The organism is Streptomyces brevispora, assembly GCF_007829885.1.
Taxonomy (GTDB): Bacteria; Actinomycetota; Actinomycetes; order Streptomycetales; family Streptomycetaceae; genus Streptomyces; species Streptomyces brevispora.
Genome location: NZ_VIWW01000001.1, coordinates 656,946 through 682,463, shown reverse-complemented (window position 1 = coordinate 682,463; position 25,518 = coordinate 656,946). Strand labels below are relative to the sequence as shown.

Annotated in this window: 26 protein-coding genes and 1 pseudogene; 18 read left to right on the top strand and 9 right to left on the bottom strand. The window is 70.0% G+C overall.

What is annotated here, in order from left to right:
- The first annotated feature begins 137 nt into the window (after positions 1–137).
- Positions 138–1,127 carry a GTP 3',8-cyclase MoaA gene (moaA, locus tag FHX80_RS03205; protein ID WP_208764570.1) on the top strand — a complete coding sequence of 330 codons (990 nt, stop codon included), beginning with the start codon at positions 138–140 and terminating at the stop codon, positions 1,125–1,127.
- 6 nt (positions 1,128–1,133) lie between these two features.
- Here the strand turns inward: moaA and FHX80_RS03200 are convergent, their stop codons facing one another.
- Positions 1,134–1,385, bottom strand: coding sequence for a hypothetical protein (locus FHX80_RS03200; RefSeq protein WP_145762713.1), 252 nt, complete (start codon positions 1,383–1,385; stop codon positions 1,134–1,136).
- A gap of 235 nt (positions 1,386–1,620) precedes the next feature.
- Positions 1,621–1,995 carry a DUF3099 domain-containing protein gene (locus tag FHX80_RS03195; RefSeq protein ID WP_145762712.1) on the bottom strand — a complete coding sequence of 125 codons (375 nt, stop codon included), beginning with the start codon at positions 1,993–1,995 and terminating at the stop codon, positions 1,621–1,623.
- A 238-nt stretch (positions 1,996–2,233) separates the two neighbouring features.
- Here FHX80_RS03195 and FHX80_RS03190 point away from each other — a divergent pair, with 238 nt between their 5' ends.
- Complete coding sequence (locus FHX80_RS03190; RefSeq protein WP_145762711.1) at positions 2,234–2,512, top strand: GlsB/YeaQ/YmgE family stress response membrane protein; 279 nt, start codon at positions 2,234–2,236, stop codon at positions 2,510–2,512.
- A 140-nt stretch (positions 2,513–2,652) separates the two neighbouring features.
- On the opposite strand, the gene tyrS is transcribed toward FHX80_RS03190, so the two are convergent.
- The 3 genes from tyrS to FHX80_RS03175 form a co-directional block, all read right to left on the bottom strand.
- On the bottom strand, positions 2,653–3,921 hold the full coding sequence (gene tyrS, locus FHX80_RS03185) for a tyrosine--tRNA ligase (RefSeq protein WP_145762710.1): 1,269 nt from the start codon (positions 3,919–3,921) through the stop codon (positions 2,653–2,655).
- 65 nt (positions 3,922–3,986) lie between these two features.
- Positions 3,987–5,381 (bottom strand): metallopeptidase TldD-related protein, encoded by a 1,395-nt coding sequence (locus tag FHX80_RS03180; RefSeq protein WP_145762709.1) that lies wholly within the window; start codon positions 5,379–5,381, stop codon positions 3,987–3,989.
- 82 nt (positions 5,382–5,463) lie between these two features.
- The gene (locus FHX80_RS03175) at positions 5,464–6,987 is read right to left on the bottom strand and encodes a TldD/PmbA family protein (RefSeq protein ID WP_145762705.1); all 1,524 of its coding nucleotides are present in this window, start codon (positions 6,985–6,987) and stop codon (positions 5,464–5,466) included.
- Positions 6,988–7,381: 394 nt separating this feature from the next.
- Here FHX80_RS03175 and FHX80_RS03170 point away from each other — a divergent pair, with 394 nt between their 5' ends.
- The 4 genes and pseudogenes from FHX80_RS03170 to FHX80_RS03155 form a co-directional block, all read left to right on the top strand.
- Positions 7,382–7,678, top strand: a complete 297-nt coding sequence (locus tag FHX80_RS03170; RefSeq protein WP_145762703.1) for a helix-turn-helix transcriptional regulator — start codon at positions 7,382–7,384, stop codon at positions 7,676–7,678.
- A gap of 186 nt (positions 7,679–7,864) precedes the next feature.
- The gene (gene fabG / locus FHX80_RS03165) at positions 7,865–8,584 is read left to right on the top strand and encodes a 3-oxoacyl-[acyl-carrier-protein] reductase (protein ID WP_145762702.1); all 720 of its coding nucleotides are present in this window, start codon (positions 7,865–7,867) and stop codon (positions 8,582–8,584) included.
- A 5-nt stretch (positions 8,585–8,589) separates the two neighbouring features.
- Positions 8,590–9,357, top strand: a complete 768-nt coding sequence (gene fabI, locus FHX80_RS03160; RefSeq protein WP_145762701.1) for an enoyl-ACP reductase FabI — start codon at positions 8,590–8,592, stop codon at positions 9,355–9,357.
- 248 nt (positions 9,358–9,605) lie between these two features.
- Positions 9,606–9,968: pseudogene (locus tag FHX80_RS03155) on the top strand (hypothetical protein); the annotation flags it as partial.
- A gap of 132 nt (positions 9,969–10,100) precedes the next feature.
- Here the strand turns inward: FHX80_RS03155 and FHX80_RS03150 are convergent.
- The gene (locus FHX80_RS03150) at positions 10,101–10,775 is read right to left on the bottom strand and encodes a FadR/GntR family transcriptional regulator (RefSeq protein ID WP_145762699.1); all 675 of its coding nucleotides are present in this window, start codon (positions 10,773–10,775) and stop codon (positions 10,101–10,103) included.
- 138 nt (positions 10,776–10,913) lie between these two features.
- Between FHX80_RS03150 and FHX80_RS03145 the strand changes: the two genes are divergently transcribed.
- The 4 genes from FHX80_RS03145 (at position 10,914) to FHX80_RS03135 (ending at position 13,309) form a co-directional block, all read left to right on the top strand.
- Positions 10,914–12,200 carry a CynX/NimT family MFS transporter gene (locus FHX80_RS03145; protein WP_145762698.1) on the top strand — a complete coding sequence of 429 codons (1,287 nt, stop codon included), beginning with the start codon at positions 10,914–10,916 and terminating at the stop codon, positions 12,198–12,200.
- Positions 12,194–12,337 (top strand): SGM_5486 family transporter-associated protein, encoded by a 144-nt coding sequence (locus FHX80_RS36320; RefSeq protein WP_280118740.1) that lies wholly within the window; start codon positions 12,194–12,196, stop codon positions 12,335–12,337. The genes FHX80_RS03145 and FHX80_RS36320 overlap by 7 nt, the downstream gene beginning before the upstream one ends.
- 172 nt (positions 12,338–12,509) lie before the next feature.
- Positions 12,510–12,716, top strand: coding sequence for a hypothetical protein (locus FHX80_RS03140; RefSeq protein ID WP_145762697.1), 207 nt, complete (start codon positions 12,510–12,512; stop codon positions 12,714–12,716).
- Positions 12,717–12,790: 74 nt separating this feature from the next.
- Positions 12,791–13,309 (top strand): SixA phosphatase family protein, encoded by a 519-nt coding sequence (locus FHX80_RS03135; RefSeq protein WP_145762696.1) that lies wholly within the window; start codon positions 12,791–12,793, stop codon positions 13,307–13,309.
- 154 nt (positions 13,310–13,463) lie between these two features.
- On the opposite strand, the gene serB is transcribed toward FHX80_RS03135, so the two are convergent.
- Positions 13,464–14,720 carry a phosphoserine phosphatase SerB gene (serB, locus tag FHX80_RS03130; protein ID WP_145762695.1) on the bottom strand — a complete coding sequence of 419 codons (1,257 nt, stop codon included), beginning with the start codon at positions 14,718–14,720 and terminating at the stop codon, positions 13,464–13,466.
- Positions 14,721–15,008: 288 nt separating this feature from the next.
- Here serB and FHX80_RS03125 point away from each other — a divergent pair, with 288 nt between their 5' ends.
- The gene (locus FHX80_RS03125; protein ID WP_145767043.1) at positions 15,009–17,585 is read left to right on the top strand and encodes an ABC transporter ATP-binding protein/permease; all 2,577 of its coding nucleotides are present in this window, start codon (positions 15,009–15,011) and stop codon (positions 17,583–17,585) included.
- 95 nt (positions 17,586–17,680) lie between these two features.
- On the opposite strand, the gene FHX80_RS03120 is transcribed toward FHX80_RS03125, so the two are convergent.
- Positions 17,681–18,409, bottom strand: coding sequence for a transglycosylase SLT domain-containing protein (locus FHX80_RS03120; RefSeq protein WP_145762694.1), 729 nt, complete (start codon positions 18,407–18,409; stop codon positions 17,681–17,683).
- A gap of 514 nt (positions 18,410–18,923) precedes the next feature.
- Between FHX80_RS03120 and FHX80_RS03115 the strand changes: the two genes are divergently transcribed.
- The 3 genes from FHX80_RS03115 (at position 18,924) to FHX80_RS03105 (ending at position 21,102) form a co-directional block, all read left to right on the top strand.
- On the top strand, positions 18,924–20,072 hold the full coding sequence (locus tag FHX80_RS03115; protein WP_145762693.1) for a GAF domain-containing sensor histidine kinase: 1,149 nt from the start codon (positions 18,924–18,926) through the stop codon (positions 20,070–20,072).
- Positions 20,065–20,709, top strand: a complete 645-nt coding sequence (locus FHX80_RS03110) for a response regulator (protein ID WP_123469011.1) — start codon at positions 20,065–20,067, stop codon at positions 20,707–20,709. The genes FHX80_RS03115 and FHX80_RS03110 overlap by 8 nt, the downstream gene beginning before the upstream one ends.
- 141 nt (positions 20,710–20,850) lie before the next feature.
- Positions 20,851–21,102: a chaplin family protein gene (locus FHX80_RS03105; protein WP_145762692.1), complete on the top strand. Its 252-nt coding sequence runs from the start codon at positions 20,851–20,853 to the stop codon at positions 21,100–21,102.
- A 145-nt stretch (positions 21,103–21,247) separates the two neighbouring features.
- On the opposite strand, the gene FHX80_RS03100 is transcribed toward FHX80_RS03105, so the two are convergent.
- Positions 21,248–22,027 carry a hypothetical protein gene (locus tag FHX80_RS03100; protein WP_145762691.1) on the bottom strand — a complete coding sequence of 260 codons (780 nt, stop codon included), beginning with the start codon at positions 22,025–22,027 and terminating at the stop codon, positions 21,248–21,250.
- Positions 22,028–22,227: 200 nt separating this feature from the next.
- Here FHX80_RS03100 and FHX80_RS03095 point away from each other — a divergent pair, with 200 nt between their 5' ends.
- From FHX80_RS03095 to FHX80_RS03080, 4 genes are all read left to right on the top strand, one after another.
- Complete coding sequence (locus tag FHX80_RS03095) at positions 22,228–23,025, top strand: ABC transporter ATP-binding protein (protein ID WP_145762690.1); 798 nt, start codon at positions 22,228–22,230, stop codon at positions 23,023–23,025.
- 79 nt (positions 23,026–23,104) lie between these two features.
- On the top strand, positions 23,105–23,536 hold the full coding sequence (locus FHX80_RS03090) for an NfeD family protein (RefSeq protein ID WP_145762689.1): 432 nt from the start codon (positions 23,105–23,107) through the stop codon (positions 23,534–23,536).
- A 157-nt stretch (positions 23,537–23,693) separates the two neighbouring features.
- A complete protein-coding gene (locus tag FHX80_RS03085) occupies positions 23,694–24,626 on the top strand; it encodes an SPFH domain-containing protein (RefSeq protein WP_145762688.1) in 933 nt (310 codons plus the stop codon).
- Between the two features lie 63 nt (positions 24,627–24,689).
- Complete coding sequence (locus FHX80_RS03080; RefSeq protein ID WP_145762687.1) at positions 24,690–25,457, top strand: sulfite exporter TauE/SafE family protein; 768 nt, start codon at positions 24,690–24,692, stop codon at positions 25,455–25,457.
- Positions 25,458–25,518 lie beyond the last annotated feature (61 nt).

Below are 25,518 nucleotides of genomic sequence, written 5' to 3'. Positions count from 1 at the left end.
GGCCGCGTCGTAGAGTCCTACGACGCGGCCGCGTCGCACCTCGTGTCAAACGGGCCCCTGCGATGTCACACGTCTCGCGTAGTCTCGAAAGAGTCAGCGACCGCAACCGGGAAGTCAGCCGGAGGAGGGGGCCCACCATGCTCATCGACACCTATGACCGGGTCGCCACCGACCTGCGGGTATCGCTCACCGACCGGTGCAATCTGCGCTGTACGTACTGCATGCCCGAGGAAGGCCTGCAGTGGCTGGCCAAACCGGACCTGCTGAGTGACGAGGAGATCGTCCGGCTCGTCCGCATCGCCGTCACACGGCTGGGCATCACCGAAGTCCGCTTCACCGGCGGAGAGCCGCTGCTGCGCCCCGGACTCGTCTCCGTCGTGGAACAGTGCGCGGCCCTGGATCCCCGCCCGAAGATGTCGCTCACGACGAACGGCATCGGGCTGAAACGGACCGCCGCCGCGCTCGAGGCCGCGGGCCTGGACCGGGTCAATGTCTCGCTGGACACCCTGCGCCCCGACGTGTTCAAGACCCTCACCCGCCGCGACCGGCACCACGACGTCCTGGCCGGCCTCGAAGCCGCCCGGGACGCCGGGCTCACCCCCGTCAAGGTCAACACCGTCCTGATGCCGGGGCTCAACGACGACGAGGCCCCTGACCTGCTCGCCTGGGCCATGGACAACGCCTACGAGCTCCGCTTCATCGAGCAGATGCCGCTCGACGCACAGCACGGCTGGAAGCGCGACGGCATGATCACAGCAGGTGACATCCTCGATTCCCTGCGCACCCGCTTCGACCTCACCCCGGAGGGCGAGGACCGGCGCGGGTCCGCCCCCGCGGAACGCTGGCTGGTCGACGGCGGACCCCACCGGGTCGGCGTCATCGCCTCCGTCACCCGGCCGTTCTGCCGCGCCTGCGACCGCACCCGGCTCACCGCCGACGGACAGGTGCGCACCTGCCTGTTCGCCCGCGAGGAGACCGACCTGCGCGGCGCACTGCGGTCGGATGCGCCGGACGAGGAGATCGCCCGCATCTGGAAGCTCGCGATGTGGGGCAAGAAGGCCGGATCCGGCCTGGACGACCCGTCCTTCCTCCAGCCGGACCGCCCGATGTCGGCGATCGGCGGGTAGCGCGTCCTACGCGTGGGGCGAGTCCGGTGACTCCCACTCCGCCAGCGTCACCACATCCTTGAGGAAGCCCCGCACCCCCAGGAACGAGGACAGATGCTCCCGGTGCCCGTCGCAGGCCAGCCAGGTCTTGCGGCGTTCCGGCGTGTGCAGCTTCGGGTTGTTCCAGGCGAGCACCCACACGGCGTCGGCGCGGCAGCCCTTCGCGGAGCAGACGGGGGCTTCGGCGGCGTTCTCGGCCACGGATTCAGGGGAGTTCACGGACTCAACCCTAGGTCAACCGCACGGGCGGCTGCCTGACGCATCCCACCGCCGGAGAAAAGGCGACGCCGAGCAGCCACGGGGGGAGCTGCCCGGCGTCGGTCCGTCGCTCCGACGGGGGATGCGGAGCGCCTACGAAGTATGTCACGCAGACCGGGGTGCGGTGCACTGGAACTTCAGCATTGATCTGAGCTTTTCTTGAGCTCGGGACCGCCGCGGAACCGGTCGTACGGGCTCAGGAACCGGCGTTCGGATCCGGGGAGCGGAAGTCCTGACCGGCCTCCGGACCAGGCTCCGCCGGGTCTGCCAACGATGCGGCCCCGAGCTCCGGCAGGGTCGGTGCCGGAACGAAGGTCGGCGGCAGCGAAGGGGTGTTCTCGCGGCCCGCGTTGGCGATCACGACGGCGACGTACGGGAGCAGAACGCCCAGCGCCAGCCCCACGATCGCCACATAACGCTCCACGTTCCACAGGACCGCCGCAGCGACCACCGACAGCGTGCGCACGGACATCGAGATCACATAGCGCCGCTGCCTGCCACGCACATCGTCCGCGAGACCCTGCCGGGCGCCCGTGATCCGGAAGACCTCCGCACCGCTCTGCTTCCGCATCCCGTCTCCACTCATCGTCCCCGAACTCATGACGAACCGGGGGAGACCCCGTTCCTGTGCCGGACGCTCCCCGGACCGGACCGCTCCCAACGGTACGCCCGGTATCCGGCGCGTCCGAGACCGGGGCGCGCCGTGCACCCGCTCCCACCGCACATACGGACCTGTCCGACATGCGGGGTACACGCTCAGCGTCGAGACTGATCGGACATCGCGACACCACGTCGCACGAGGAGGCGGCATGAGCTGGTTGTGGGCAATCATCGTGGGTCTGGTTCTCGGTCTGATCGCGAAGGCGATCCTCCCGGGGAAGCAGCAGATCCCACTCTGGCTGACGACCATTTTCGGCATCATCGGAAGTGTCCTCGGCAATGCTGTCGCCACCGGGCTCGGTGTCAACGACACCAAGGGCATCGACTGGACGCGCCACCTGCTCCAGCTGATCGGTGCCGTGGTGGTGGTCGGCCTCGGCGACATGCTGTGGGCATCGATCCGCGGCAGGAACCGGCAGAAGACCTGAGCGGCGGAACAGCCGCGCGGCAGAAGACCTGAGGAACAGCAGAGCTGCGCGGCGGACGCCGTAGCGCCGACGGCTGCGGCCGGGCACGCGTGACGCGTACCCGGCCGCGGTGCTGCCTGCGACTGCTCTGCCTTGACTGCTCAGCCGGCCGTGACCTCGATGGCCGCGAGGTTCTTCTTGCCCCGGCGCAGCACCAGCCAGCGCCCGTGCAACAGCTCCTCGCGGGCCGGCGCCACCTCGCCGTCGGCGACCTTGACGTTGTTCACGTACGCGCCGCCCTCCTTGACCGTGCGGCGCGCGCCCGACTTGCTCGGCGCCAGACCGACCTCCACCAGCAGGTCCACCAGCGGACCCAGCTCGGTGACCCGCGCGTGCGGCACCTCGGAGAGCGCCGCGCCCAGCGTCGCCTCGTCCAGATCGGCCAGCTCACCCTGGCCGAACAGCGCCTTCGACGCGGCGATGACCGCGGCGCACTGGTCCGCGCCGTGCACCAGCGTCGTCAGCTCCTCGGCCAGCGCGCGCTGCGCCGACCGCGCCTGCGGCCGCTCCTCCGTGACCTTCTCCAGCTCCTCCAGCTCGGCGGGGCTCAGGAAGCTGAGGATGCGCATGTAGCGGGAGATGTCCCGGTCGTCCACGTTCAGCCAGAACTGGTAGAACGCGTACGGCGTCGTCATCTCCGGGTCGAGCCAGACGGCACCGCTCTCGGACTTGCCGAACTTGGTCCCGTCCGCCTTCGTCATCAGCGGGGTCGCCAGCGCGTGCACCTCGGCACCCGGCTCCAGCCGGTGGATCAGGTCCAGGCCCGCGGTGAGGTTGCCCCACTGGTCGCTGCCGCCCTGCTGGAGGGTGCAGCCGTGGCGCCGGTACAGCTCCAGGAAGTCCATGCTCTGGAGCAGCTGGTAGCTGAACTCGGTGTAACTGATGCCCTCGTCGGACTCCAGCCGCCGGGCGATGGAGTCCTTGGTGAGCATCTTGTTGACCCGGAAGTGCTTGCCGATGTCACGCAGGAACTCGATTGCGGACATGCCCGCGGTCCAGTCCAGGTTGTTGACCATGACCGCGGCGTTCTCGCCCTCGAAGGACAGGAACGGCTCGATCTGGGACCGCAGCCGCGCCACCCAGAGCGCGACCGTCCCCGGGTCGTTGAGCGTGCGCTCGGCGGTCGGGCGCGGGTCACCGATCTGTCCCGTGGCCCCGCCCACCAGGGCGAGCGGCCGCAGCCCCGCCCGCTGGAGCCGGCGCATGGTGAGCACCTGCACCAGGTGGCCCACGTGCAGACTGGCCGCCGTCGGGTCGAAGCCGCAATAGAACGTGACGGGACCGTCCGCGAGAGCCTTGCGCAGTGCGTCCTCGTCAGTGGACTGGGCGAACAGCCCGCGCCACTTCAGCTCGTCGACGATGTCCGTCACGGTTCCGTGTCTCCTCAGCTACGTGATTCCGTATGTATGGAAAGGCAACAGCCAGTCTAGGCGGGTCACACCCCCGGGCTGACCGAGCTCATGTTGAAGTCGGGGATGCGCAGCGCGGGCATCGCCGCCCGGGTGAACCAGTCGCCCCACTCGCGCGGCAGCGTCTTCTCCGTGCGCCCCGCCTCGGTGGCCCGCGACAGCAGGTCCACCGGGGACTCGTTGAAGCGGAAGTTGTTCACCTCGCCGACCACCTCGCCGCCCTCCACCAGATACACCCCGTCGCGGGTCAGCCCGGTCAGCAACAGCGTCGCCGGATCGACCTCGCGGATGTACCACATACAGGTCAGCAGCAGCCCGCGGCCGGTCGTCGCGGCCACCATCTCCTCCAACGACCGCTCACCGCCGCCCTCCAGGATCAGGTTGTCGATCGCCGGGGCGAGCGGCAGACCCGTCAGGCCCGCCGTGTGCCGGGTGGTCGTCAGCTGCTCCAGCCGGCCGTCCCTGATCCAGTCGGTGCGGGCCAGCGGCAGCCCGTTGTCAAAGACCGAAACGTCGTCCCCGGAGGAATGGGCGACGACGAACGGCGCCGACTCGAGCCCCGGCGCGTGCGGGTCGCTGCACAGCGTCAGCGGCAGCCGGGACAGGGTCTCGCCGAGCCGGGTGCCGCCACCGGGCCTGGAGAACACCGTCCGGCCCTCCGTGGCGTCCCGGGCGGTCGAGGACCACAGCTGGTAGATCAGCAGATCGGCGACGGCGGTCGGCGGCAGCAGCGTCTCGTACCGTCCGGCCGGCAGCTCGATACGGCGCTCCGCCCAGCTCAGCCGCCGGGACAGCTCGGCGTCCATCTCGGCCGGGTCGACATCCTTGAAGTCGCGGGTCGCCCGGCCCGCCCAGGCCGACCGCGACCGGTCGGGCGACTTGGCGTTCAGCTCCAGCGTCCCGTTCGGCTGGTCATGGCGCAGCCGCAGCCCCGTCGACGTACCGAGGTAGGTCGAGGTCATCTCGTGGTTGGCGAAGCCGTACAGCTCACGGCCGCCGGAGCGGGCCCGCGCGAAGGCGTCGCCGAGCGCGGGGGCGAACGCCGCGAACACATCGGAGTCCGTCTCCCGGGGCGCGTCCGTGAAGTCGGGGGAGGCGGGCACCCCGGTGACCAGCGGCTGCGCGTCCTCGGCCGGACCGGCCCCGCGCGCGGCGGCCTCGGCGGCCCGCACCAGCGGCTCCAGGTCCGCCGCGGTGACGGCGGACCTGGACACCACGCCGGACGCGGTGCCCTCGGCCCCGTCGACCGTGGCGATGACGGTGAGCGTGCGGCCGCGGGTCACGCCGTTCGTGGTGAGCGCGTTGCCCGCCCAGCGCAGGTTGGCCGACGACTGCTCGTCGGCGATGACGACACAGCCGTCCGCGGTGGACAGCTCGAGCGCCCGCTCCACGATCTCGTACGGCTTGCTGACGCGGCTCATCGTCCGGCCTCCTGCGTCGTGTTGAGACTGTGCTGCCCCGGGGGGCGACCCCCGGACCCCCGGCCGGCTTCGTGGTTGCGGCTCATCGTCCGGCCTCCTGCGTCGTGTTGAGGATGTTCACGCCTCTGAAGAGGGCGGAGGGACAGCCGTGCGAGACGGCCGCGACCTGGCCCGGCTGGGCCTTGCCGCAGTTGAAGGCGCCGCCCAGGACGTACGTCTGGGGACCGCCGACCTTCTCCATCGAGCCCCAGAAGTCCGTCGTCGTCGCCTGGTAGGCGACATCGCGCAGCTGCCCGGCGAGCCTTCCGTTCTCGATCCGGAAGAACCGCTGACCGGTGAACTGGAAGTTGTAGCGCTGCATGTCGATCGACCAGGACCGGTCGCCGACCACATAGATCCCGCGCTCCACCCCGCCGATCAGGTCCTCGGTGGAGAGACCGCCGGGATCCGGCGCCAGCGACACGTTCGCCATCCGCTGCACCGGGACATGGCCCGGCGAGTCCGCGTACGCGCACCCGTTGGACCGGCCCAGACCCGTCAGCTTCGCGATGCGGCGGTCCAGCTGGTAGCCCACCAGCGTGCCGTCCTTCACCAGGTCCCACGACTGGGCCTCGACGCCCTCGTCGTCGTAACCGATCGTCGCGAGCCCGTGCTCGGCCGTGCGGTCGCCCGTCACATTCATCACCGGGGAGCCGTACGCCAGCTTCCCCAGCTTGTCGAAGGTGGCGAACGAGGTCCCGGCGTACGCCGCCTCGTAGCCCAGCGCCCGGTCCAGCTCGGTGGCGTGGCCGATCGACTCGTGGATGGTCAGCCACAGATTGGACGGGTCGACGACCAGGTCGTACGTCCCCGCCTCGACACTCGGGGCGCGCATCTTCTCGGCCAGCAGCCCGGGAATGCTCTCCAGCTCCGCGTCCCAGTCCCAGCCGGTCCCGGTCAGGTACTCCCAGCCGCGCCCCACCGGCGGCGCGATCGTGCGCATCGAGTCGAACTCGCCGGTCGTCGCGTCCACCGCCACCGCGGTGAACTGCGGATGCAGCCGCACCCGCTGCTGTGTGGTGACCGTGCCCGCCGTGTCCGCGTAGAACTTGTTCTCATGGACGGTCATCAGCGAGGCGTCCACATGCGCGACGCCCTGCGCCCCCAGGAGCCGGCCGCTCCACTCGGCGAGCAGTCCCGCCTTCTCCTCGGCCGGTACGTCGAAGGGGTCGACCTCGTACGCCGACACCCAGCTCCGCTCCCCGTGCACCGGCTCGTCCGCCAGCTCCACCCGCTCGTCGGAACCCGCCGCCGCGATGACCTTCGCCGACAGCTTCGCCATGGCGACGGCCTGCGAGGCCACCTTCGCCGCGGCGTCCATCGTCAGATCCACCCCGGAGGCGAACCCCCACGCCCCGCCGTGCACCACCCGCACCGCGTACCCGAGATCGGTACTGTCCGACGCCCCGGCCGGCCGGGCGTCCCGCAGCCGCCAGGTGGCGCTGCGCACCCGCTCGAAGCGGAAGTCGGCATGCACGGCCCCGAGCGCCCGCGCACGGGCGAGCGCCGCGTCGGCCAACGGCCTCAGCGGAAGGGCCAGGAACGACTGATCTACCTCATGGGCCACGAAGGGCTCCCCTCCTCTGATGGTCTCCGCAGTGAATCATGGAGTGGACCGCCGCCGTTGGCTACGGGTTTCCGGGTGGTGGCCACGCCCGTCCCCGCACAACGACAACCTCCCTTCACCCCCACCGGCTTCTCGCTCCACGTGTCCGCATCCCCCGCAGTCTCCGCGCCACCCGCGGTTTCACCGAGGCGAGCTCCTCGGCGCCGCAGGGCTTCCCGCGTCGGCGAGGGGTGTAACTGGACGACCCTGCAGCCGAGTCCAATCGTGGTGTCCCGCTCATGGATCTGCTCGCGCCGGGCTGGGCCGTCACGCCGACGCCCGTCGGGAAGCAGGTCGGCTGGCTGGTCCGACGCGGTGCCAGCTGATCGAACACACTCTCAATTGTCGTATTGACGTGCGGTCGGACGTCGCCGAGCGGACGGGCCGCAGCAGGCAGAACGTACTCCAGTGGGTGAACGGCGAGCGGCGTACGGACGCCGGGGCGTTCCCGGATCCGGAGGGAACGGCCGGGCGCTCACTGGTGTGGCGCTGGGCCGAGGTCAACGCCTGGCTGGCACGGATCGGCGAGCAGGTCGGCGATCCCGGAGCAATCCGGGAGGACGCCTTGCACATCGACTTCATGCTGCCCCGCTGGCAGCAGACACTGGCCGAGGGCGTGCTCCTTGATCACGTACGGCACACGCATGCCTGAGGCCGCGCGGGAGGAAGGACTCTCCGCGCATGCGCCGGGAATGCCGGATTGACGGCGGGGCGCGCGCCGGACTGTAGGAACCCCACAGTGCCCGGCCGAAGGCGCTGTCAGGGGCCGATTCCCCGCAGAGCGGACGGTACCGATAGGTTTTCGAGGTACCAGACCGCTATTTGAAAGGGTGATCCGTTGAGCCGCTCGGTTCTCGTCACCGGAGGAAACCGGGGCATCGGCCTCGCCATCGCCCGCGCTTTCGCCGACAACGGCGACAAGGTCGCGATCACCTACCGTTCCGGCGAGCCGCCTAAGGCGCTCACCGAGGCCGGTGTTCTCGCGGTCCGTTGCGACATCACCGACGCCGAGCAGGTGGAGCAGGCCTACAAGGAGATTGAGGAGAAGCACGGCAACGTGGAGGTGCTGGTCGCGAACGCCGGTATCACCAAAGACCAGTTGCTGATGCGGATGTCCGAGGAGGACTTCACGTCCGTACTCGACACCAACCTCACCGGTACCTTCCGGGTCGTCAAGCGTGCCAACCGCGGCATGCTGCGCGCCAAGAAGGGCCGAGTCGTTTTCATCTCCTCCGTCGTCGGGCTCCTCGGCTCCGCCGGACAGGCCAACTACGCCGCGTCCAAGGCCGGCCTGGTCGGCTTCGCCCGGTCGCTGGCCCGCGAGCTCGGCTCGCGGAACATCACCTTCAACGTCGTCGCGCCGGGCTTTGTCGACACCGACATGACTCAGGTGCTCACGGAGGAGCAGCGCAAGGGCATCGTCGCCCAGGTGCCGCTCGCGCGCTACGCGCAGCCCGAGGAGATCGCCGCCGCGGTGCGCTTCCTCGCCTCCGACGACGCGTCGTACATCACTGGAGCCGTCATCCCCGTTGACGGCGGATTGGGCATGGGTCACTGATCACCATGAGCGGAATTCTCGACGGCAAGCGCATCCTCATCACCGGGGTGCTGATGGAGTCGTCCATCGCGTTCCACGCCGCCAAGGTGGCTCAGGAGCAGGGCGCCGAAATCATCCTGACCGCCTTCCCGCGGCCCACGCTGACCGAGCGCATCGCCCGGAAGCTGCCCAAGCCGGCCAAGGTCATCGAGCTGGACGTGACCAACGCCGAGCACCTGGACCGGCTCGCCGGTCTGGTGCGCGACGAGCTCGGCACGCTCGACGGCGTCGTCCACTCCATCGGCTTCGCGCCGCAGGACGCGCTCGGCGGCAACTTCCTCAACACCCCGTTCGAGTCGGTCGCCACGGCGATGCACGTCTCGGCGTTCTCGCTGAAGTCGCTCGCCATGGCGTGCAAGCCGCTGATGAGCGAGGGCGGTTCGATCGTCGGCCTCACCTTCGACGCGCAGTTCGCCTGGCCGCAGTACGACTGGATGGGCCCGACGAAGGCCGCGCTGGAGGCCACCTCCCGCTACCTCGCCCGGGACCTGGGCAAGGACGGCATCCGCTGCAACCTGGTCTCGGCCGGACCGCTCGGCTCCATGGCCGCCAAGTCCATCCCGGGCTTCGGTGAGCTCGCCGAGGTGTGGAACACCCGCGCACCGCTGGCCTGGGACATGTCGGACCCGGAGCCGGCCGGCCGCGGCATCGTCGCGCTGCTCTCCGACTTCTTCCCGAGGACGACGGGCGAGATCATCCACGTCGACAGCGGCGTGCACATGATCGGCGCCTGACCCTCGTACGGCAGCGTTCGTACGACAGCGTTCCGAAACGGCCGCGCACCACTTCCCCGGAGGTGGTGCGCGGCCGTTCTCCGTGTCCGTCCCGGCCTCCCGGCGCTCAGGTCGAAAATCTGGTCGATCCACCGCAGAATGTGGAGAAACCCGACTTCTGGTCAGGTCTAGAGTCCTTCGTTCGGGTCGTGCCGGGCCCCGCGGGTCCGGCACGACCCGAACGAGGTGCTCTAGGGGAGGAGAGCGCTGTGCGTGGCACACGTCACCGAACCCGGTCCCTGCTGGCGGCCTCCACCGCCGTCGCCGGACTGCTCGTCCCCGGCGCCCTGTACGCAGCGGGGCACGTCGGGGCCGCCGGTTCGGGCGCACCACCCGCACCGGACCCCGAACCCTCCGGCGCCGAATGCCGTACGTCGCTCCAGGGCTCCCGGGTCGTCGCCTACTGCCACAACCCCTACCCGTCCACCGACCGCGTGCAACTGCACACCGACTGCGCCCGCTGGTGGGACGTCGACGCGGACTCGACGCCGGTCGACGTCGGCCCGGGGCGGACCGTACGGCTGGACGGCCGTTGCTGGAAAGAGGTCGGCTCCGCCTGGGTCACCCACGCCGACGAGACCAACGCCGACGAGACCGACGTCAACGAGACGAGCGCTGACGAGACCGGCGCTGACCAGACCAGCGCCGACGAGACCGGCGCCGACGAGACCGGCGCGGCGTCCTGACCCGGTGCTCCGCGCTTCCTAGACCCGGTCCACCAGGCAGCTGAGCGCGTGGCTCGCGGCCTCGGCCGCCGCCGTCTCCGCGTCACCGGCGCGGATCGCCTCGACCAGCCGCCCGTGGTCCATGTGGTTCTCCGGCCGCAGCTCATGACCGACGTCGACCCGGAGGTAGTCCCGCAGCAGATCACCCAGATCGGCGTAGAGCCCGGTCAGCACGTCGTTGTGGGAGGCGGCCACCACCGCCAGATGCAGTGTCGCGTCCGCCGCCACGAAGGCCTCGGCGTCCCCCGCCGCCCAGGTCTCCTCCCGGCGCCGCATGAGCGCGTCCAGTTGCCCGAGGTCCCGGTCGGTGCGCCGGGCGGCGGCCAGGCGCGCCGCCGACGACTCCAGCGTCGAGCGCAGCTCGGCGATGTGGCGCGGGTCGGCGGACGCGAACCGGCGGTGCATCACCCCGGCCAGCTCACTGGTGGCGGCCACATAGGTGCCCGAGCCCTGCCGGATGTCGAGCAGACCGTTGTGCGCCAGCGCGCGCACCGCCTCGCGGACGGTGTTACGGGCCACCCCCAGCTGCTCGACCAGCTCGGGTTCGGTGGGGATGCGCGAACCCACGGGCCACTCGCCGGAGGTGATCTGGTTCCTCAGCTGGGCGATCACCTGGTCGGCGAGTGCCGAACGCCGCGGAGACGTCAGCGTCATGGTGCTCCTTGCTCGGGTGTCCGGAGGCGGGGGACCGTTCCGCCGTTCTCGGGGTGTCCGCATGCTGTCAGAGGAGAGGTGTCCGCATGCTCTCAGGGGATTGGACAACTAATCATCCCATGATTCTATGATGGGCCCATGCGTGACGACGAGACCACTCCCCAGCCCCCGACCAGGACGCTGAGTCCCGCCACCCCGGCGGCCCCCCGGACCGACATACCCGCCTCGCCGGCCGGCCCCGCACCGTGGCTGCTCCGCCTGGTCGTCATCGGGCTCGTCCTCGCCGCACTCAACCTCCGCCCCGCCATCACCAGCCTCGGCGCCCTCCTCGAAGAGGTACGCGACGGGCTGCACATGAGCGGCAGCGTCGCGGGGGTACTCACCTCCGTACCACCGCTCTGCTTCGCGGTCTTCGGCATCATGGCGCCGCGCCTGGCCCGCCGCTTCGGTGCCGGCGCGGTCGTCTGCGCGGGCATGGTCGCCATCACCGCGGGGCTGGCGATCAGGCCCCTCATCGGCGGCACGGCCGGCTTCCTCGCCGCGAGCGCGCTCGCCCTGATGGGCATCGCCGTGAGCAACGTCCTGATGCCGGTGATCGTCAAGCGCTGGTTCCCGGACCGGGTCGGCTCCATGACCGGCCTCTACTCCATGGCCCTGGCCCTCGGCACCTCACTGGCCGCCGCCGTGACCGTGCCCATGACCGAGGCGATGGGCGGCAGTTGGAAGGCCGGCCTCGGCATCTGGGCCGTGCTCGCCGCCGCCGCGATCCTGCCCTGGATCCCGCTGGTACGGGACCGGAGCAGCGCCCCCGGACAGCCCGCCGCCCACCGGACGCAGGCCCCGGCGCTCAGGATCGCCCGCAGCCGTACCGCCTGGGCCCTCGCCTGCTTCTTCGGCCTCCAGGCCACCGCCGCGTACATCACCATGGGATGGATGCCGCAGATCTTCCGCGACGCCGGGGTCTCGGCCGGTACGGCGGGAGTCCTGCTCGCCGTCACCATGGCGATGGGCGTCCCGCTCGCCTTCGTCATCCCCCGGGTCGCCGCCCGGATGAGGAACCAGGGCCCGATCGTCGTCGTCCTCGGTGCCTGCGGCTTCATCGGCTACGCGGGCCTCTACCTCGCACCGTCCGGCGGGGCCTGGGCCTGGGCGCTGCTCCTGGGCATCTCGAACTGCGCCTTCCCGCTGGCCCTCACGATGATCGGCATGCGCTCCCGCAGCGGCGCCGGAGTGGTCCGGCTGTCCGCGTTCGCCCAGTCCACCGGCTATCTGATCTCGATCCCCGGACCCCTCCTCGTCGGCGTGCTCTACCAGCACAGCGGTGGCTGGGGCCTGCCGATCGCCCTGATGGCGGCCCTGATGGTGCCGCAGATGGCGGCGGGCATCCTGGCCGGCCGGGCCCGGACGATCGAGGACGAATGCTGAGATGCGAGACTGGGCCCATGTCACCTGTGCTCGACCCGAATCCCCAGAACGGCCAGAAGAAGCTCCTGCTCGTCCTCGGGGCGATGCTGCTGATCTCGGTCGTCATCGCCGTCATCGCCACCCTCGCCTCCCCGTGACCGCTCGGGCCCGCGGGGGTCACCGGGGCGGTCGTGCGGCTCATGGTGGGGATAGCCCCACCATCCCCTAGGGGGTAAGGGTCAGGGTGCAGTGGGTGGGTCGCCGGATGGGCCGGACGTCCCTGGATCCGTAGGTTTCAGGTATCAGACCCGATGACCCACGGAGGCGGACATGTCGGCCCGTACGCACACCCGGTCCACCCGCCCGGATGCGGGCGGAGTGGAGATCCGGCTGCCGTGGTGGGCCGTGGCGCTGCCCGCCGTCGCCTTCGGCGCGCTGCTGCTGCTGATCACCGGACCGGGGCAGGCGCATGCCGCCACGGGCGATTCCGCGGTGGGCCAGTTGCTCCAGCGAATCGTGGACCTGCTGATCCACTGACGGCCGCCGCCGGTGGCGGGGAAGCCCTCCAACACCCTGCGCCAGGTGGCACATTTCGTGCGAAGCTGAGATGTATGAGCGTCGACACACCTCGCAGAATCGTCCTTCTCAGGCATGCAAAGGCGGAATGGTCGCAGGACTCCGACCATGAGCGGCCGCTCGCGGAGCGCGGCCGCAAGGACGCCCCCGTGGCAGGCCGCAAACTCGTCGATTCCGGGATCGTCTTCGATCTGGCTCTCTGTTCCACCGCCGCCAGGACGCGCGAGACGTGGAAGCTGGCCGTGCACGAGATGCCGGAGCGCCCCAGGACCGTGTACGAGGAGCGGCTGTACGAGGCCTCGCTCGGCGAGCTGATCGCCCTGGTCAACGAGACCCCCGACGAGGTCCGCAACCTGTTGGTGATCGGCCACAACCCGGGCATGCACGCGCTCGCCGACGCCCTCTCGGACGCGGCGGAGGGCGATGCCCTGGCCCGGATGACCCGCGGCGGCTTCCCGACCGCGGCTTTCGCCGTGGTCGAGTTCTCCGGTACCTGGAAGGGCGTCGAGCACGGCATCGGCAAGCTCGCCGAGTACTGGACTCCCAACGACTGACGACGACCGGCCCACCGGCCCATGGAACGACCGGCCCCACCGACTCATGAAGAGGGCCCCGGTGCGCACGCTTCGGCTTGCGCACCGGGGCCCTCCGTGTTTCCGGACCCGGCCCGGGTGACGGTCCGGAGCCCGGGGCGACAGCTCCGGCGTCCTACTCGACGAGACCGTCGGCGGCCTCGACCTCCTCGCGGGTGATGCCGAGCAGATAGAGCACGGTGTCCAGGAACGGCACGTTCACCGCCGTGTGCGCGGCCCTGCGGACCACCGGCTTGGCGTTGAAGGCGACGCCGAGGCCCGCGGTGTTCAGCATGTCCAGGTCGTTCGCCCCGTCACCGATCGCCACGGTCTGCGCCAGCGGCACCCCGGCCTCCGCGGCGAAGCTGCGCAGCAGCCGGGCCTTGCCGGCCCGGTCGACGATGTCCCCGGTCACCCGGCCGGTGAGCTTTCCGTCGACGACCTCCAGAGTGTTGGCAGAGGCGAAGTCGAGCCCCAGCCGCTCCTTGAGGTCGTCCGTCACCTGGGTGAACCCGCCGGAGACGACGCCCACTTGGTAGCCGAGCCGTTTCAGCGTACGGATCAGGGTGCGGGCGCCCGGCGTCAGCCGTACCTCGGCGCGCACCTTGTCCACCACCGACACGTCGAGACCCGCGAGCAGCGCCACCCGCGCGTGCAGCGACTGCTCGAAGTCGAGTTCGCCGCGCATCGCCTGCTCGGTGACCGCGGCGACATCGGCCTCGCAGCCCGCATGGGCGGCGAAGAGCTCGATCACCTCGTCCTGGATGAGCGTCGAGTCGACGTCCATCACGACGAGCCGCTGTGCGCGGCGACTCAGCCCGGCCGAGACCACGGCCACGTCGACGCCGATCCCGGCGGCCTCGGTGGCCAGCGCGGTCCGCAGCACCTCGGTCCCGGTGCCGGAAACCGCGAACTCGACGGCGGTGACCGGATACTTGGCCAGCCGGAAGATCCGGTCGATGTTCCCGCCGGTCGAGGTGATCGTGGCCGCTATGGCGGCGGTCGACTCCGCGGTCAGCGGGTGCCCGAGCACCGTCACATGGGAGCGGCCGTCGCCACGGGGCCGGTTGTCGCCCGTGCCGGAGATGATCTCGGCCTGCAGCTTCAGCGACTCGGCCCAGCTGTGCACGGTGGCGCGCAGGTCGCCCTCGGTCGTCCCGCCCGCGGTCGGGGCGGTCACCAGCGCGCACAGGACGATGCGGCCGCGGGTGACGACCTGCTCGATGTCGACGACGTCGACCGAGTAGGCGGCGAGGGTGTCGAACAGTCCGGCGGTGATACCGGGACGGTCCTTCCCGAAGATCTTCACGAGAAGGGTCGGTGCGTCGATGCCCTGACGTGACTCAGGGGGCTCAGGAGACGTCAAGGACTGAGGTGGCTGAGATGCGCTCATGGTGTCCCCACCGTATCGGTCCAGGACGCGCCCCCGACGGCTCGTCCCGAGTGCCGGACAGCCCGCCCCGATACCCCCCAACCTCATGATTCAGCACGATCCACAGCCATTGATGCTCAGTTGTGGCGGTAGTTGACCGTTTCATCGGAGTCATGGTTGCAACGATGCAGGTCTCGGCAGGGTCAAACCTCCGCCCCGCTTTCGTATCAGGGACTGCTCCTGGAATAGTTCCCCACGATGTTCAGTATCCCTGGACTCCCTGCGACGGGGGTGATCGGGGGCCAACTAGTGGGGCGCGGAGTGCCGGAACTCGTACTGGAATTGAATGGAAGGACCTGGACGCTCGACCCGTCCAGGTCGTACACCCTCGGACGTGATCCGCAGGGCGACATGACGATCGACGACGCCAGGGTGTCGTGGCGGCACGCCACGATCAGCTGGAGCGGCCAAGGCTGGTTCATCGAGGACCACGGCAGCACCAACGGCACGTATGTACAGGGTCAGCGAATCCACCAGCTGGAGATCGGGCCCGGCGCCACGGTGAACCTGGGCAATGCCACGGACGGGCCCCGGCTGAGCCTCAGCGGTGCCGCGGCCGGCGCCGATGTGTACAGCGGGCAGGCAGCCGCGGCGGCCCAGACCCCCGCCCGGCCGCCGCAACAGGTCCCGCCGCAGCAGCCGCAGCAGGGGACCCCCGGCCGGCAGGGGCAGCAGCAGAATGCCGCCCAGCAGCCGCAGGCCTGGCAGCAACAACCCCAGGTCCAGCAACAGCCCCATGTCCCGCAGCAGGGCATGGGGAACACACCCGGGAGCGGCGGGGCCGGCGGCGCGGCGGGGGCGCCACCGGTCTACAGCGACCGCAGCCCGACCACGTTCCACCAGGTGGCTCTCGGCCGTGTGATGCGCATCGGCCGTGCGCTGGAGAACGAGCTGGTCGTCTCCGACCTCCAGGTCTCGCGCAACCACGCCGAGTTCAGCGCGACGCCCGACGGCCGCTTCGAGATCCGTGACCTCGGATCCCACAACGGCACGTACGTCAACGGTCAGCCGCTCTCGAAGTCCGGCACCGCGCTCATCGGCCCGGACGACATCGTCGGTGTCGGTCACTCGACGTTCCGGCTGGTCGGCGACCGGCTCGAGGAATTCGTCGACACGGGCGAGGTCTCCTTCGCCGCCCGGCACCTCACGGTCACGGTCGACGGCGGCAAGCAGATCCTCAAGGACGTCTCGTTCGGCGTCCCGGAGAAGTCGCTGATCGGCGTCATCGGCCCGTCCGGTTCCGGAAAGTCCACCCTGCTCAAGGCGCTCACCGGCTACCGGCCCGCCAATCATGGCGAGGTCCTCTACGACAACCGGAACCTCTACAAGCAGTTCGCCGAGCTGCGCCAGCGCATAGGCCTGGTTCCGCAGGACGACATCCTGCACAAGGAACTCACGGTCACCAAGGCCCTCAAGTACGCGGCCAAGCTCCGCTTCCCCGCGGACACCACCGAGGCCGAGCGCCAGTCCCGGATCCACGAGGTCCTCACCGAGCTCAAGCTCGACATCCACAAGGACAAGAAGGTCACCTCGCTCTCCGGCGGCCAGCGCAAGCGGGTCTCGGTGGCCCTGGAGCTGCTCACCAAGCCGTCGCTGATCTTCCTGGACGAGCCGACCTCCGGCCTCGACCCGGGCATGGACCGCGATGTCATGCAGCTGCTGCGCGGTCTGGCCGACGACGGCCGTACGGTCCTCGTCGTCACGCACTCGGTCGCCGAGCTGGCGATCTGCGACAAGCTCCTGGTGATGGCGCCCGGCGGTGCCGTCGCCTACTTCGGTCCGCCGGAGGAAGCGCTCAACTTCTTCGGCTACAGCACCTGGGCCGACGTCTTCTCCGCGTTCGAGAACTACCGCGACTACGACTGGGCGGGCCGCTGGCGCGGTTCGCAGCACTACCAGATGTACGCCGCGGACATCGACTCCGTCGCCGCACAGTCCGTACACATGCCGCCGCCGCAGCGGATGCGTCCGCCGAAGCCGCAGGGCTGGGGGACGCAGCTGTGGACGCTGATGCGCCGCTATCTGTCGGTGATCGCGTCCGACAAGGGCTTCATGGGCCTGATGGTGATCCTGCCCGCGGTGCTCGGTGTCGTCAGCGTGGTCATTCCGGCCGACTTCGGCCTGGGCCCGCCCAAGCCGCCGTCCCGGTTCAACAGTGACGCCGGGACGATCATGCTGATCCTCGTGATCGGGATGACCTTCTCCGGCGCGGCCAACTCCGTACGAGAACTGATCAAGGAACGGGTGATCTACGAACGGGAACGGGCCACCGGCCTGTCCCGCTCCGCCTATCTGATGTCCAAGGTGATCGTTCTCGGCCTGATCACGGCACTCCAGGGCGTCATCATCTGCGGCATCGGCTTCGCCACCCGGGACCTGCCGGCGGAGGGCCTGATCATGCCGCCGGCCGTCGAGCTCTGCGTGACGGTCATCGCGCTCGGCTTCACCTCGATGATGTTCGGCCTGGTGATCTCCTCGCTGGTGAAGACATCCGAGAAGACCATGCCGCTGCTGGTCATGTTCGCGATCGTCCAGGTCGTCTTCACCGGCATCCTCTTCCAGGTCTACGGATCGCCCGGCCTGGAGCAGTTCGCCTGGCTGATGCCGTCCCGCTGGGCCATCGCGGGCGCGGGGTCGACCCTCGACCTCGCCCACCTCATGCCGCCGTGGGACCGGAACAACCCCACGGACCTGGACCCGCTGTGGGAGCACACGGCAGGCCAGTGGGGGATGAACCTCGCGGTGCTGCTGTTCCTCGGCGTCATCTGCGGGTTCGCGGTCGCGCGGCTGCTGCGCCGCCACGAGCCCGAGGTGATGCGCAAGTAACCGCGACGCGGCTGCGCACCGTACGACGCCGAAGGGCGGCACCCCCGCACGGGGTGCCGCCCTTCGGCTCTGTGCTGCGGCGTACCGGAGTGGACTCAGTACGCGCTGTTGACGTTGTCGATCGAGCCGTACTTGTCGGCGGCGTAGTTGGCCGCGGCAGTGATGTTGGCGACCGGGTCGTACTGGCTGTGGGGGGTACCGCTGACGTGGTACGCGTCGAAGGTCGGCTTGATGACCTGCAGCAGACCGATCGACGGGACACCGTTGATCGCGTTGATGTCCCAGCCGTTCATGGCGTTCGGGTTGCCGCTGGACTCACGCATGATGTTGCGGTGCAGACCGTCATAGGAGCCGGGGATGCCCTTGGCCTTCATGATGGCCAGGGACTCGCTGATCCAGCCGTGCAGGTTGTTCGCGAAGACCGGGGTACGGGCCTCGGAACGGCTGGCCGCCTGCGTGCCGCGCTCGGCCGCGGCCTTCTCCGCCTCGGCCTGGGCCTTCACCTTCGAGGCGGCCTCGGCCTTCGCCTTCACGGCGGCGGCCTTCTCGGCCTTCGCGGCGTCGGCGGCCTTCACCAGCTGCTCGGCGGTGGAGTGCTGCTCGATGAGGCTGGACTGGATGGTCTTGGCCTGCGGGGCTCCGGCGGCGGACGCGAAGACGACGGGTGCGCCGGAGATGGCCTGCGACTCACTCTCGGCCTGGGCGCTACCGGGCACCAGCGACAAGGAGAGCGCAGCGGCGGCGACGGTGGAGATGCCAGCGGCGGAGAGCTTCTGGTTCTTGTTCAGGCGGCGGATACGGCCGGGAATGCTGGACGCGGACATGCAGGCATACCTCTTCGAATCGCGGAAGTCCTCACGGAGGAGGAATGCGGGATGCGGATGCGCATCTCCGTCGGGGACGAGTTCAATTCTTAGCGACCGCGAAATCATGTGGCAAAGGTGTGATGTACGAAGCCGGATAGTGGGCCGGGGCCCCGGTGCGACGTGGCGGCCCGCGCTCATGCCTGCCCCTGTCGCCTATATTTGTCCACTAGGAAACTTCGTAGGTGACGTGGGTCCTATGCGCGGCCTCACATCGGCCGCGCAACAATCTCACCAAACGTTGCTACAGCAATGCGGAATGTGAGGTTCCGGAACGCTCGGTGTCTCGCCGCATCCCCGGCCCGGGACAACCTCGTGCCCAGGAGCGCCCGCCCGCACGGCACCGCACGGCATCGCACCGCGCCTCGGCCTCGGGCCGCACTCCGGCACCACACTTCGACCTAGTCCCTGCGCCCTAACCCGTGGCCGCCCACAGGCCGATACCGGGCCGACGGCCCGCCGGTACGGTGAGGTCATGACCCATCGCCCACCGTCGGGCGGCCTCGCAGCGGTGAGTGCCGCGCTGCTCGCCATGAGCCGGCACCTGGAAATGCGCGACGTCCTGAAGACGATCGTCGCCTCGGCCCGCGAACTGCTCGACGCCGAGTACGCGGCGCTCGGGGTCCCCGACGACCACGGCGGCTTCGCCCAGTTCGTCGTCGACGGCGTCAGCGACGAACAGTGGAAGGCCATCGGCCCGCTTCCCCGGCAGCACGGCATCCTCGCCGCGATGCTGCACGAGGCGAAGCCCGAGCGGCTGGCCGACGTCCGCAAGGACCCGCGCTTCGAGGGCTGGCCCGCCGCCCACCCCGACATGTCCGACTTCCTCGGCCTGCCCATCAGGGACGGCGACGAGACCATCGGTGCCCTCTTCCTCGCCAACAAGCGCTGCCCGAAGCCCGAGGGCAGCTGCGGATTCACCGCCGAGGACGAGGAACTGCTGGCGATCCTCGCCCAGCACGCGGCGATCGCCCTCACCAACGCCCGGCTGTACGAGCGCAGCCGCGAGCTCACCATCGCCGAGGAACGCTCCCGCCTCGCCCACGAACTGCACGACGCGGTCAGCCAGAAACTGTTCTCCCTGCGGCTCACCGCCCAGGCCGCCGCCACCCTGGTCGACCGCGATCCGGCCCGTGCCAAGGGCGAGCTCCAGCAGGTCGTCGCCCTGGCGGCGGAGGCGGTCGACGAGCTGCGGGCCGCCGTCGTCGAACTGCGCCCCGCCGCGCTCGACGAGGACGGCCTGATCGCCACCCTCCGCACCCAGATCCAGGTACTGGACCGCGCCCACACGGCCCGGGTCACCTTCGAGAGCCTGGGCGTGAGGGCGCTGCCCGCCGCCCAGGAGGAAGCGCTGCTCCGGGTCTCCCAGGAGGCCCTGCACAACGCGCTGCGCCACTCGGGGGCCGGTCACGTGGACGTCACCCTCGTCCGCCGCGGCACCGGCACGGTGCTGCGGATCACCGACGACGGCCACGGTTTCGAACCGGCCGCCACCCGTCGGGCCGGGCGGCATCTGGGCCTGGTCTCGATGCGGGACCGCGCCAGCGGTGTCGGCGGGAATCTCACCGTTGAATCGGCGCCCGGCAAGGGCACCACGATCGAGATGGAGGTACCCGGTGGCTGACAGGATCATCAGGGTGCTGCTGGTCGACGACCACCAGGTGGTCCGCCGCGGTCTGCGTACGTTCCTGGAGATCCAGGACGACATAGAAGTCGTCGGAGAGGCCTCCGACGGAGCCGAAGGGGTGGCCAGGACCGAGGAGCTGCGTCCCGACGTGGTGCTGATGGACATCAAGATGCCGGGCACCGACGGCATAGAGGCCCTGCGCAGGCTCCGGGAGCTGGAGAACCCGGCCAAGGTGCTGATCGTCACCAGCTTCACCGAGCAGCGCACCGTCGTCCCCGCACTGCGCGCCGGCGCCTCGGGCTATGTGTACAAGGACGTCGACCCGGACGCGCTGGCCGGCGCCATCCGCTCGGTGTACGCGGGTCACGTCCTGCTCCAGCCGGAGGTGGCGGGAGCGCTGCTCGCCCAGGACGACCCGGGCAGCGGCACGGGCCGGGGGAGCACCCTCACGGAACGGGAGCGGGAAGTGCTGGGCCTGATCGCCGACGGCCGCTCCAACCGGGAGATCGCGCGGGCGCTGGTCCTCTCCGAGAAGACCGTCAAGACGCACGTCTCGAACATCCTGATGAAGCTGGACCTGTCGGACCGCACCCAGGCCGCGCTCTGGGCGGTCCGGCACGGGGCGGCGGGCTGACCGGGGCGGACCAGCCGCTTCCAGGCTGAGATTCATACTGTCGGGTGTATGTCACCCGAACGGCGCATCCTCTCCGACGCCGGGGCGTTCTTCATGGCGTGCTGCGGCGGCCGGCCGCAGCGACGCTAGGAGGATCCTGAAGTGAAGAACCTGAAGAAGGCTGCCGCCGTCACCATGATCGCCGGTGGCATCATCGCCGCCGGTGCCGGCGCGGCCTCCGCCACCGGGCACAGCGGTGCGGGCGCCCACGGTGCCGCGGCCCACTCCCCGGGCGTGGTCAGCGGCAACGTCGTCCAGGTCCCGGTCCACGTCCCGGTGAACGTGGTCGGCAACACCGTCAACGTGATCGGCCTGCTCAACCCGGCCTTCGGCAACTTCGGCCTGAACGGCTGACGCGACGCACACCCCTGCGACGCACACCCCTGCGACGCCGCCGGGCGGACCTCACCGAGGCCGCCCGGCGTTCGCGGACAGAGCGTTCACGCCCGTGCTCCGCCGGACCGGCGACGCACCGCGCCCCGGCAGCCGCCCCGCACCCCTACCGCGCCCGCTCCTCCACATACGCGTTGTACGCGGCGACCTGCGCCCGCCGGGCCACTCGCTCCACCGGCCGCAACGCCTCCCCCCGCGCCGCCATCTCCGACGCGCTCACCGCCCCGCCGTGCCCGTTCTCGTACGCCACCGAGACCAGCAGCCCCACCCGCTGCGCCAGCTCCAGCACCCGCACCGCCCGCGGCGGATACCCCGGGGCAAGCACCTCACGCCCCCGCTCGGCCCGCGCCCGGTACGCGTCCACCGCCGCCTCGGCCACCGGCCCGGACCCGGCCACGTCGAGCCGCGACAGCGCCGCCGTCGCATCCCGCAACGCCTCGGCGAGCTCCCGCTCCGCCTCGCCCAGCGACGGCACATCGGCCGGCGGCGCCTCCCGCACCGCCAGGCAGTGCCACGCCACGGCGACGTGCACATCCCCGGCCGGCCCCGCCTCGCGCACCTCGGGCACCAGGCCGAACGGCGCCCCGCAGGTCACCACGGCCTCCTCGGCCTCCAGCGCCCTGGCGTTGAACTCCGCGGGACCGCTGAGCCCCAGCGGATGCCCGGGGACCGGCAGCGCGACCCGGAAACCGGTCACCCCGAGCCTCCGCAGCCGCCCCAGCGCGAGAGTGAGACCCACCGGCCCCGCCTCGCCCGGCAGCCCCTCGACGCGGTGCACCGCGTCCTCCCCGACAATGGCGAGCGCCGCGTCGTCCGGCGAGACGAGTCCGGCCAGCAGCGCGTTGCCCCAAGCGGCCAGTAGCCCTGAGCGTGGTTCCGAAAGCATGGCAACAGCCTAGGGAACGGACCCGGCCCGTGTCGTCACCCCGCCCGGACCGGGCTCCGGACGAGTGGGGGACCTCACGGCAACCGGTGCGACGACGGGCCCAGCGCCGGGAGCCCTCGTGCGGTGGCGTAGGTTTTCCCTGGGAGCTGTGCCCACAGGCACGCGACGATCACGAAACTGCATGGGGAGACAACGCGCTCATGAGCGATGTACTGGAGCTGGTGGACGTATCCGTGGTCCGCGACGGACGCGCTCTGGTGGAAGACGTCTCCTGGTCGGTCAAGGAGGGGGAGCGCTGGGTCATCCTCGGCCCCAACGGCGCCGGCAAGACCACCCTCCTCAACGTCGCGTCCAGCTACGTCTTCCCGACCAAGGGCAGCGCCACGGTCCTGGGCGAGCGGCTCGGCGGCGTCGGCACCGACGTGTTCGACCTGCGCCCCCGCATCGGGATCGCGGGCGTCGCGATGGCGGACAAGCTTCCCAAGCGCCAGACGGTCCTGCAGACGGTGCTCACCGCCGCCTACGGCATGACCGCCACCTGGAACGAGAACTACGACGCCGTCGACGAGGACCGGGCCCGCGCCTTCCTCGACCGGCTCGGCATGACCGACTACCTGGACCGGAAGTTCGGCACCCTCTCCGAGGGCGAGCGCAAGCGCACCCTGATTGCCCGCGCCATGATGACCGACCCCGAACTCCTGCTCCTCGACGAGCCCGCCGCCGGTCTCGACCTCGGCGGACGCGAGGACCTGGTCCGTCGCCTCGGCCGGCTGGCCCGTGACCCGTACGCCCCCTCCATGATCATGGTCACCCACCATGTCGAGGAGATCGCCCCCGGGTTCACCCACGTCCTGATGATCCGGCAGGGCAAGGTGCTCGCCGCGGGCCCCATGGAGACCGAGCTCAGCTCCCGCAACCTCTCCCTCTGCTTCGGTCTGCCGCTCGTCGTCGAGCACGTCGGCGGCCGCTACACGGCCCACGGACTGCCGCTCGGCTGAGGCCAGTCGGCAGCATCGGGGCATCGCCCGTCCATCCGCGCCCTGTCGGCGGAGGTGCTCGCGGTCATACGATGACCGTGTGGACATCATCGATGCGTGGGTGTGGTGGCTGATCGGCGCGGTGGGACTGGGCATCCCTCTCGTCCTGACCGCGATGCCCGAGTTCGGCATGTTCGCCGTCGGCGCTGTTGCCGCGGCGGTCGTCGCGGCTCTCGGCGGCGGAATCGTGGCCCAGGTCCTGGTCTTCGTCGTCGTCTCGGTGGCGTTGATCGCAGTGGTCCGTCCGATCGCCAACCGGCATCGCTCGGACCGGCCCCACCTGGCCACCGGCATCGACGCACTGAAAGGCCGCCAGGCCGTCGTCCTGGAAAGGGTCACCGGCGACGGCGGGCGGATCAAGCTGGCCGGAGAGATCTGGTCGGCGCGCGCCCTCGACGCGGAATTCAGCTACGAACCGGGACAACAGGTCGATGTCGTCGACATCGACGGGGCCACGGCAGTCGTCATGTGACCGAACAGCCCACACAACAGAGCCCGTTCTGTCAGACTCGATGTCGATCATCATGAGAACCGGACCGGCAGGACAACCGACCTGACCCAAAGGACCCTCATACGATCTCGACCTCGATCATCGCGATCCGTCGGCAACCGAAGGGCACGAGGAAACGATGCAACCGATCATCATCGTCCTGATCATTCTGGTGGTGCTCGTCTTCATCGCTCTGATCAAGACGATCCAGGTCATCCCACAGGCCAGCGCCGCCATCGTGGAACGTTTCGGCCGATACACCCGCACCCTCAACGCAGGCCTGAACATCGTCGTTCCGTTCATCGACTCCATCCGAAACCGGATCGACCTCCGTGAACAGGTCGTGCCCTTCCCGCCGCAGCCGGTGATCACCCAGGACAACCTGGTCGTCAACATCGACACGGTCATCTACTACCAGGTGACCGATGCCCGGGCCGCGACGTACGAAGTGGCCAGCTACATCCAGGCCATCGAGCAGCTCACCGTCACCACGCTCCGCAACATCATCGGCGGCATGGACCTGGAGCGGACCCTGACCTCCCGCGAGGAGATCAACGCCGCCCTGCGCGGAGTCCTCGACGAGGCGACCGGCAAGTGGGGCATCCGCGTCAACCGCGTCGAGCTGAAGGCGATCGAGCCGCCCACCTCCATCCAGGACTCGATGGAGAAGCAGATGCGCGCCGACCGCGACAAGCGCGCCGCGATCCTCCAGGCCGAAGGAACGCGCCAGTCCGCGATCCTCACCGCCGAGGGCGAGAAGCAGTCCGCGATCCTGCGCGCCGAGGGTGAGTCCAAGGCCGCCGCCCTGCGCGCGGAGGGCGAGGCCCAGGCGATCCGTACGGTCTTCGAGTCCATCCACGCCGGCGACCCGGACCAGAAGCTCCTCTCGTACCAGTACCTCCAGATGCTGCCGAAGATCGCCGAGGGCGACGCCAACAAGCTCTGGATCGTGCCCAGCGAGATCGGCGACGCACTCAAGGGCCTCAGCGGCGCCTTCGGCAACCTCGGTACCGGCATGCCCGGCTTCGACACCGGCAACAAGGAACGTCGCGAGGACCCCCCGATCGACTGACGTGTACACCCCCTGGGGCATGATCAGTGCACCAAGCACCGATCATGCACGGGGGGATCCGGGATGACTATGTGGGAGATGCTCGCCGTCTTCGCCGCGGGCATCAGCGCGGGCACGATCAACACGATCGTCGGCTCGGGAACACTGATCACCTTCCCGGTGCTGCTCGCCACCGGACTGCCCCCGGTCACCGCCACCGTCTCCAACGCACTCGGCCTGATCCCCGGCTCCATCAGCGGCGCGATCGGCTACCGCAAGGAACTCCAAGGACAGCGCCCACGCGTCCTCAAACTCGCCGTCGGCGCCCTCATCGGCGGACTGACCGGCGCCACCCTGCTCCTGGCGCTGCCCTCCACGGCCTTCGAGACCATCGTGCCGGTCCTGGTGGCCCTGGCCCTCGTCCTGGTCATCCTGCAACCGCGCATCAGCAAAGCGGTCCAACGCCGACGCGAACACACCGGCGTCCCGGCCCGTCCCGACGGCGGCCCGCTGCTCTTCGTCGGCCTCATGCTCGCCAGCGTCTACGGCGGATACTTCACCGCCGCCCAGGGGATCATCTACCTCTCCCTGATGGGCATGCTGCTCGACGACACCATGCAGCGCCTCAACGCCGTGAAGAACGTCCTGGCCGCCGTCGTCAACAGCGTCGCCGCGCTCTTCTTCCTCTTCGTCGCGGACTTCGACTGGACCGCCGTCGTACTGATCGCGGTCGGCTCCGCACTCGGCGGCCAGATCGGCGCCAAGGTCGGCCGCCGGCTGAGCCCCGCCTTGCTGCGCGCGCTCATCGTCACGGTCGGCACGGCCGCCATCGTCCAACTGCTGCTCCGCTGACACACGGAGACCCGTCTCCGGACGGAGACGGGACTCGGCTACGGCACCGGGCGTACGGCGG